Origin of the sequence: Frigidibacter albus (assembly GCF_009908165.1) — a bacterium.
GTDB classification, from domain to species: domain Bacteria; phylum Pseudomonadota; class Alphaproteobacteria; order Rhodobacterales; family Rhodobacteraceae; genus Frigidibacter; species Frigidibacter albus.
Genome location: NZ_JAAAUC010000014.1, coordinates 74,913 through 82,865, shown reverse-complemented (window position 1 = coordinate 82,865; position 7,953 = coordinate 74,913). Strand labels below are relative to the sequence as shown.

10 protein-coding genes are annotated in these 7,953 nt (G+C 69.9%); 4 read left to right on the top strand and 6 right to left on the bottom strand.

Annotated elements, in window-relative coordinates; translation table 11 throughout:
- Positions 1-496: alcohol dehydrogenase catalytic domain-containing protein (locus GVY41_RS18170; protein WP_161656928.1), on the bottom strand; the 496-nt coding region annotated here is incomplete at its 3' end.
- A 94-nt stretch (positions 497-590) separates the two neighbouring features.
- On the opposite strand from GVY41_RS18170, the gene GVY41_RS18165 reads away from it, so the two are divergent.
- Complete coding sequence (locus tag GVY41_RS18165; RefSeq protein ID WP_161348426.1) at positions 591-890, top strand: I78 family peptidase inhibitor; 300 nt, start codon at positions 591-593, stop codon at positions 888-890.
- Positions 891-925: 35 nt separating this feature from the next.
- Here GVY41_RS18165 and GVY41_RS18160 read toward each other — a convergent pair whose 3' ends face one another.
- Together GVY41_RS18160 and GVY41_RS18155 are read right to left on the bottom strand one after the other, a co-directional pair.
- Positions 926-1,360 carry a c-type cytochrome gene (locus GVY41_RS18160; protein ID WP_161348425.1) on the bottom strand — a complete coding sequence of 145 codons (435 nt, stop codon included), beginning with the start codon at positions 1,358-1,360 and terminating at the stop codon, positions 926-928.
- Between the two features lie 106 nt (positions 1,361-1,466).
- On the bottom strand, positions 1,467-2,324 hold the full coding sequence (locus tag GVY41_RS18155; RefSeq protein WP_161348424.1) for a fumarylacetoacetate hydrolase family protein: 858 nt from the start codon (positions 2,322-2,324) through the stop codon (positions 1,467-1,469).
- Between the two features lie 468 nt (positions 2,325-2,792).
- Here GVY41_RS18155 and GVY41_RS18150 point away from each other — a divergent pair, with 468 nt between their 5' ends.
- Positions 2,793-3,101: a DUF2794 domain-containing protein gene (locus GVY41_RS18150; RefSeq protein ID WP_161656927.1), complete on the top strand. Its 309-nt coding sequence runs from the start codon at positions 2,793-2,795 to the stop codon at positions 3,099-3,101.
- 9 nt (positions 3,102-3,110) lie between these two features.
- Here the strand turns inward: GVY41_RS18150 and GVY41_RS18145 are convergent, their stop codons facing one another.
- From GVY41_RS18145 to GVY41_RS18135, 3 genes are all read right to left on the bottom strand, one after another.
- Positions 3,111-3,938: a C40 family peptidase gene (locus GVY41_RS18145; RefSeq protein ID WP_161348422.1), complete on the bottom strand. Its 828-nt coding sequence runs from the start codon at positions 3,936-3,938 to the stop codon at positions 3,111-3,113.
- Positions 3,935-5,338 carry a leucyl aminopeptidase family protein gene (locus tag GVY41_RS18140; RefSeq protein ID WP_161348421.1) on the bottom strand — a complete coding sequence of 468 codons (1,404 nt, stop codon included), beginning with the start codon at positions 5,336-5,338 and terminating at the stop codon, positions 3,935-3,937. Before GVY41_RS18140 ends, GVY41_RS18145 begins: the two co-directional genes overlap by 4 nt.
- Before the next feature lie 434 nt (positions 5,339-5,772).
- On the bottom strand, positions 5,773-6,183 hold the full coding sequence (locus tag GVY41_RS18135; protein WP_161348420.1) for a hypothetical protein: 411 nt from the start codon (positions 6,181-6,183) through the stop codon (positions 5,773-5,775).
- A gap of 162 nt (positions 6,184-6,345) precedes the next feature.
- Here GVY41_RS18135 and GVY41_RS18130 point away from each other — a divergent pair, with 162 nt between their 5' ends.
- Positions 6,346-6,993 (top strand): carbonic anhydrase, encoded by a 648-nt coding sequence (locus tag GVY41_RS18130; protein ID WP_161348419.1) that lies wholly within the window; start codon positions 6,346-6,348, stop codon positions 6,991-6,993.
- A gap of 94 nt (positions 6,994-7,087) precedes the next feature.
- Positions 7,088-7,648 carry a hypothetical protein gene (locus GVY41_RS18125; protein ID WP_161348418.1) on the top strand — a complete coding sequence of 187 codons (561 nt, stop codon included), beginning with the start codon at positions 7,088-7,090 and terminating at the stop codon, positions 7,646-7,648.
- The last annotated feature ends 305 nt before the right edge of the window (positions 7,649-7,953 follow it).

Genomic DNA, 7,953 nt, shown 5'->3' with positions numbered 1-7,953 from the left:
AGATCTTGTCGAAGGGCGCGTCATCGCGGACCTTGGCCAGCGCGATCTCTGGCACCACGGTGTGGTTGGCGAAGGTCGAGCAGCCCATGTAATGGTGGATCGGGGTGCCATCGAGCATCGAGAACCGGGTGGTTCCATCCGGCAGCAGGCCCTGGCCTTGCGTCGACCGGATCGCGGTGCAGAGGTTGGTCTTCTGGCTGAGGCAGCTGGGGCATTGCCGGCATTCGGGCGTGTAGAGCGGGATGACATGGTCGCCCGGCTTCAGCGTGGTGACGCCGGGGCCGCATTCCAGCACGACGCCAGCGCCCTCATGGCCGAGGATGGCGGGGAACAGCCCCTCCGGGTCCGCGCCCGACAGCGTGAACTCGTCGGTATGGCAGATGCCGGTCGCCTTGATCTCCACCAGAACCTCGCCGGCCTTGGGGCCTTCAAGGTTCACCTCCATGATCTCCAGCGGTTTTCCGGCGGCAATGGCCACCGCGGCGCGCGTTCTCATGTCTGTGACTCCCTGTTTGTGGTCCGGGCTGATATCCTTGGGCGCGGAGACTGTGCGAAAGCCGGGCTTGGTGCAACCGACAAAGGAGGCGACGATGGCAGGATTTCCCGGACGGCATCTGGCAGGGGGCGCGGCATTGCTGCTGCTGGCTGCCTGCGTGACGGAAGGCGGCTCTGGCCCTGCGCCGGGTCCAGGGCCTGTGGCGGACGCTTGTGGGGCAGCGGGCCTGCAGCGACTGGTCGGTCAGCCGGCCAGCACGCTGGAGACGATGCGCTTTTCCCAGCAGCTGCGGGTGATCAACCCCGGGCAGATGGTGACGATGGACTACCTCGAGGCGCGGCTGAACATCGCGATCGACGAGCAGGACCGGATCAGCCGCGTCTATTGCGGCTGAACGCTGAGAGGGGCGCCACTGGCGCCCCCTTCGGCTTACATCCGGTAGTCGGTGTGGCAGGCCTTGCAGGACTCGGCCACCGGCCCCATCCCGGCCTTGACCCCGTCGAGCGAGGCGGTATCGACCGCGGCCGCCGCCTCTTCCAGCGATTTCGCCTTGGCGGTGAACTCGTCGAACATCATCCAGATCTCGGGCTTGGCTTCGGACACCGGGTCGGTTTCCTCGGGCTCGAACTTCGCCGGAATCCCGGCAGCCGCCGCCACCAGCGCCGCCTGTGCCTCGGCGGCCTTGGCCGCGTCGAACGTCGCCTTGCCCGAGGCCATGTCGCCCAGCGCGCCGGTATTCACCCGCACCACCTGCATCAGGTCCATCCGTTCCTTGACGACGGGGTTGGTCACCCCCTCCTTGGCAACGGCCATGCCGGCCACGAGAACAAGGCCGAGACCTACGATTTTCGCTTGCAGTTTCACTGGTTGGCTCCCTGATTGGGTTGCTGACGGGTTACGTAAGGGGCGACTATACGCGGCAGTGTGACTTGCAGAAGACAGGCTTCCGTGGGGTCACGCGAATGTCAACTCAGCGCGCCGCCACCACAGCTTGCGTCTGCATCCCCAGCCCGTCGATCCCCAGCCGCATCACCTCGCCCGCCTTCAGGTAGCGCGGCGGGCGCATTCCCATGCCGACGCCGGGCGGGGTGCCGGTGGTGAGGATGTCGCCGGGGGTCAGGGTCAGGAAGCGGCTGACATAGGCAATGATCTCGGCCACGCCAAAGATCATGGTGGCGGTGCTGCCGGTCTGCATGCGCTGGCCGTCCACCTCCAGCCACATGCCCAGCGCGGCGATGTCGGGGACTTCATCGGGCGTCACCAGCCAGGGGCCGACGGGGCCGAAGGTATCGAAGCCCTTGCCCTTGTCCCAGGTGCCGCCGCGTTCGGTCTGCCATTCCCGTTCCGACACGTCGTTGACGACGCAATAGCCGGCGACATGGCCCAGAGCGCTGGCCTGGTCGATGTAGCGCCCGCCCTGACCGATGACGACGCCAAGCTCCACCTCCCAGTCGGTCTTGGTGGAGCCCCGCGGCAGTTCCACATCGTCGTCGGGCCCGCTGATGCAGCTGGTCCATTTGTTGAACACCACCGGCTCTGTCGGAACCGCCATCCCGGATTCGGCAGCATGGTCGGCATAGTTCAGCCCGATGGCGATGAACTTCTGGGTGCCGGCGACGCAAGGCCCCAGCCGCAGGCCCTGCTGCGGCGTGCCCTCGACCAGAGGCAGCGAGGCCTCGTCCAGCGCCGCGATCCGGCGCAGGCTGCCGGGCAGCAGCGCCTCGCCCGCAAGGTCGGGGAGGATGCCCGACAGATCGCGCACGCGGCCTTCGGCATCCAGCAGCCCGGGCTTCTCTTGCCCCTTCGGTCCATAGCGCAGCAGTTTCATGGGGGTCTCCTCGGTCCTGTCCTGTCCCGAGGCTAGCAATGCGGGGAGGGGCGGGGAAGGGTTGGTATGGGGGGCTGAGATGCTATCGCAATTCGGACCGCTCGATTCGGGCGGGAAAAGGCGAGGCACTGCCTCGCCCCGCCCGTGCGGGACATGTCGCCCGGAGCCGCTGGACGCGAGAGACCGGGGGAGGGCAGCGCCCGACCTGGCGGGCGAGAAGCGCCCGCCAGAGGCGGGGCGGGCGCTGGCCGGGCCCTCTGGGGGCCCGTCCGGTGCAAATGGACCCGGCACAACGCGTGGCGAACGCGATGGCCTTCGCCAAGGATGGCTGGGCGGGCAGGGCGACAAACGCCAGCCTCCTCCCCCGAGCGGTTCCCCAACCCGCCGCTTGCCTTGCTGCCCCCGACTTGTCACACTCCCGTCATGTCGGTGTTCACACCCCCGCCCATCCCCGGTCCCGGTGCTGCCATGATCCCCGATCAGGTGGCCTTCGACCGTGCCGAGCTGTCGGCGCTGCTGTCGCTCTATGGCCGCATGGTCGCGGCGGGCGAGTGGCGCGATTACGGGATGAGCTTCCTGCGCGAGGTCGCGGTGTTCTGCGTCTTCCGGCGCAGCGCCGAGAACCCGCTCTACCGCATCGAGAAGCGGCCCCGCCTGCGCGGCAAGCAGGGGCTCTATGCCGTCATCGGCATGGACGGGCAGGTGCTGCGGCGCGGGCAGGATCTGCCGACCGTGCTGCGGGTGCTGGAGCGCAAGCTGATCCGGCCGGTTGACTAGGCTGGTGGACTAAAGCCGTTTGACGCAGAGCAGCGGGCCCTCGCCCTGCGCCTCGATCCGGGCGATGCAGGTCTCGATGCCCTCATGGGTGGTGGCAGCCCGAAACCCGTTGGCATGGATCAGCCGCTGGTCATCCACCGCCATCGCCACATGGCCGGGCCAGAAGAACAGATCGCCGCGCTGGAACGGGCCGTGCGAGGGGACCAGATGGCCAAGCGCCTCGCGCTGCTGGTCGCTGTCGCCGGGACACTCCACGCCGCAGGCCAGCAGCGCCGCCTGCACCAGCCCCGAGCAGTCGATCCCCGCCCGCGAATTGCCGCCCCACAGATAGGGCGTGCCCAGGAACAGTTCGGCCACCGTTACCGCATCCGCCTCGGTTTCCTCGGCCGGGGCGATATGGGCGCGGGGCACGAAGAAGCCGTCATGGGTCTCGGCAAAGCGCTCATGCTCCGCCGCGATGGTCAGGCGGGCGCCGAAGGACAGGGTGCAGACGTCCGGCGTGGACAGCTTTGGCGCACGGTAGAGATGCGTCGCGGGGGCAGCGATGCGGTGGGTCGGCGCGATGTCGGGGCCTAGCGCGGCCTCGGCCACCCAGCCGCAATAGCTGTCCTTCGCCGCCATGACGAAGCCGAAGCCCTGATAGTGCTCGATCACCGTCACCCGGTCGCCGAACAGCACCTGCCGGTCCCGCGCTCCACTGGGGGTGGCCAGCAGGTCAGCCAGCGGCGCGGCAATGCGGGCAGGGCTGCCATTGGTCCAGGCGGGCGCCTCGAGCACGCCCTGCAGCGAGGCCAAGGCGATGCGCGGCGTGGCGGGGGTGGCGCGGCGGTCGGTCATTGGGTCAGGATCTCCGGCCCGAGGATGTCTGGAAGCGCGGCCAGCAGCGCCCGCGCGCCCTGCGCGGCGGCGCCCTTGGGGCGGGCGGGGGCGGCGGTGGGCTGCCAGCCGTAAAGGTCGAAATGCGCGAAGCGGGGGGTCTGGATCACGAACCGGCGCAGGAACAGCGCGGCGGTGATCGACCCGGCCATCCCTCCCGAGGGCGCGTTGTCGAGATCGGCGATGCCCGGCTCGATCAGCGGGTCATAGGGCGTCCAGAACGGCATCCGCCACAGCGGGTCACGCGCCTGCGCCGCACCCGCCGTGATGGCCGCCGCCAGCGCCTCGTCATCCGTATAGAACGGCGGCAGGTCCGGCCCCAGCGCCACCCGCGCAGCCCCGGTCAGCGTCGCCATGCAGATCAGGCAGTCGGGCGCCTCTTCATCCGCCAGCGCCAGCGCGTCGGCCAGGATCAGCCGCCCTTCCGCATCGGTGTTGTTCACCTCGACCGTCAGGCCCTTGCGGCTGGTGAGAATATCCTGCGGGCGCATCGCGTTGCCGGCCACCGCATTCTCCACCGCCGGGACCAGCACCCGCAGCCGCAGCCGCAGCCCAAGCCCCATGATCATCTGCGCCAGCCCCATCACCGTGGCGGCTCCGCCCATGTCCTTCTTCATCAGCCCCATGCCGGCGGCGGGCTTGAGGTCGAGCCCCCCGGTGTCGAAGCACACCCCCTTGCCGACCAGAGTCAGCCGCGGGCCCACATCGCCCCAGCGCATCTCCAGCAGCCGCGGCGCGCGCGGCGAGGCGCGGCCGACGGCGTGGATCATCGGCAGGTTCTGCGCGAGCAACTCCTCGCCGCGGATCACAGTTACCTCGGCACCGAAGCGCGCGGCGAGAGCCGCAAAGGCCGCCTCCAGTTCCTCGGGCCCGAGATCCGAGGCGGGGGTGTTGATCAGGTCCCGCGTCAGCGCCTCGGCATTGGCGATCACCTCCAGCCGGGCGGCATCGACGCCTTCGGGGGCTTTCAGGATCGCGGAGGGGCCGGCGTTGCCGGTGCGGTAACGGCCGAAGCGATAGCCGGCCAGCAGCCAGCCCAGCGCCGCCTCCTCCAACTCCTCGGTCGGCAGGTTCGCCTCCAAATGCCACGCGCCCGCCGGCAGGGCGTCCGCGGCCTTGGCCAGCCAGAACCGCCCCCGCGCCCGCGCCGCCGCGTCGCCATGGCCGATCACCGCCCCCGCCAGCGCGCCCTCCGCGCCCGGCAGCAGGCAGATCTCGCCGAGCCCGGCGGCAAAACCCGACCCCGTCAGCCAGGCCTGGGCGGGTGCCGGCAGGGTGTCCCTCCAGGCGGCCAGCGCCGCCTTGTCCACCACATGCAGCGGCAGCGACGGAGCGGAGGGATCGGCGAAGGACAGGGACATGGACGGGCCTCGGGGGTGGTTGCACTGGCGGCAGCCTAGCCCTTTGGCGGGGGCCTGCAAGAGGCAGCGGGCGGCAGGCAGTGTCTCGCCCTTGCGACCCGCTCCCCGTGGCGAAGGCCATCGCCTTCGCCACGCCCCGACGTCACCATTTGTACCGGACGGGCCCCCAAAGGGCCGGCCAGCGCCCGCCCTCCCGGCCCGGCCACAGGCCGGGCGTCCTTCGCGGAAATCCTCCACTGGAGGATTTCTTGTCGCTCATCACCCCTCGGCGGGCGCTTCTCGCCCACCAGGTCGGGCGCTGTCCTCCCCGGTTTCGTGCTGCCACCGGCTGCGGGTGACACGTCCCGCACGGGCGGGGGCGAGGCAGTGCCTAGCCTTGTCCCGCCCGACTGGAAGGCCCGAGATCGGCGAAGAACCCTAAGCTCCACCCCCCCTCAATCCCGGTCCTGCAGATCCCACACCGCCGTCAGCGACCTGTCCCCGATCCGCACCAGCCGCGCCAGCACCGCCGCCAGCGCAGGCATGTCGCCGCGCCCCGCGCACAGCGCCGCGTCTTCGGCGACCCGGCACAGGCTGGACATCCCAAGATCGCCTGCAACACGCGCCAGCAGCCGCGCCCGGCCTGGCATGGCCACCAGATCGCAGGCCATCGCCAGCCGCTGCAGATCGGCCAGCGCTGTCGCCAGATCCTCCATTGCGCGGCAGATCACCGCCTCGGCTCCCGCCTCGCCCAGCTCGGCATAGAGCGCGACCAGCCGGTCGCCATCCAGCCGCACCCCCTCGTCATGCACCAGCGTCGCCGGCGCAGCACCGCGGGCCACGCCGCGACGTTGAACAGATTGCATCACCCCATCACCCCTTGGTCCCGGCGCCCCCACGCCTTGCGCAAGACTCGGGCCCATCCCTCAAGAAATCATTGATGCGCGCGCAGAAAAGCTCTCGAAATTCCGGCAATGCTCGCGTATCTGGGGCCAGCCTTCCCAAGACCGGGACGCCAGGAGCGACACATGCAAAATGCAAGACCGCTGCCCTCGTATCTGATCCAGCGCTATCAGGGATGGCGCGCGACCACCTTCACCGAAAACCGCGTCTGGTATCGCCGCCTCGCCGAGGATGGCCAGCATCCGCGCGCCATGGTGATCTCGTGCTGCGACAGCCGGGTGCATGTCACCTCGATCTTCGGGGCCGACACGGGGGAATTCTTCATTCACCGCAACGTCGCCAACCTGGTGCCGCCCTACGCGCCCGATGGCGACTATCACGGCACCTCGGCCGCGGTGGAATATGCGGTGACGGCGCTGAAGGTCGCGCATCTGATCGTGATGGGCCATTCGCAATGCGGCGGCGTGCGCGGCTGCCATGACATGTGCTCGGGCCAGGCGCCCGAGCTTGAGGAGCGCACCAGCTTCGTCGGCCGCTGGATGGACATCCTGCGCCCCGGCTATGAGCGGGTGGCGGGGCTGCCCGAGGGCGAACGTATCCGCGCGCTGGAACAGCAGGCGGTGCTGATCAGCCTTGAAAACCTGATGGGCTTTCCCTTCGTGAAGGCGGCGGTCGAATCGCAGGAAATGTCGATCCATGGCCTGTGGAACAACATCGGCGATGGCACCTTGATGCAGTATGACCCGGCCAGCGGCGGCTTCGTCACGGTGTGAAGGACGGGCGGGGCGCATGCCGCCTCGCCGCAAACCCGGCCTTAACCGGAATCGGTCAGCCTGGGGCGCAGGAACCCCTGCGCCCGGTGACACCATGCGTCTTGTCTCGCTGAACCTGCCTGTGGAGCTGATCGCCGCGATCAGCCGCGCCGCGCGTGACGCCGGGAAAACCCCGCAGGACTTGCTGCGCGCCACGCTCGCCCATGTGTTTGGCGCGGGCGGGGCAGCGCAGGGGGAAGCGGGCTGTGCCGCCTGGCAAGGCGCCGCCCGGGGCGACAGCGTGCTGCCCAAGCCCGCGCAGTCGGAGCAGCAGGCCCCGGCGACAGAGGCACCGCAAGCCATGTCATGCGGCGCACCGCCCCTTGCCGTTCACCTCGCCTTTACCGAGGCGCTCGGCTGGCTCGACCTGCAATCGCGCCTGCGTGCGGCGGGCTTCGTGCTGCGGCTCGGCACGGATGGCGTTCTGGCCCTGCACAGCTGGCCCGCCGACCACCGCCTGATCGACAGCGCCGCAATCGGCCAGCCGCTGGCGGAGCTGACCCTACGCTTCCGCGCTGCCTTTCCCGGGCAGGTTTTGGCGGAGGGGGCCGCGCCGGCAGCAGGGGCCGAGAGGAGGGTCCCGGCGCCGCCCTACCGCACGGGGCGTGCGGCCTGAGGGGGGCGGACTGTTGCCGTTTGCGCGCAGGCGCTTGAGAGGCACCGCATCGGTCCACCCTGGGTGGACCCGGTCGGACTGGGGCTGAGTCCGCGTGCTGCGCCAGCCTCCTCGCCAGAAGGTGCGCAACACAGGCACCAGACCAGCGCTTGCCGCGCGCCCCGCAGGCACCGCACGCGGGCGGGCGCTGGTGCCGGCCCATGACTGCGGCCCATGACTGCGGCCCATGACTGCGGCCCATGACTGCGGCCCATGACTGCGGCCCATGACTGCGGCCCATGACTGCGGCCCATGACTGCGGCCCA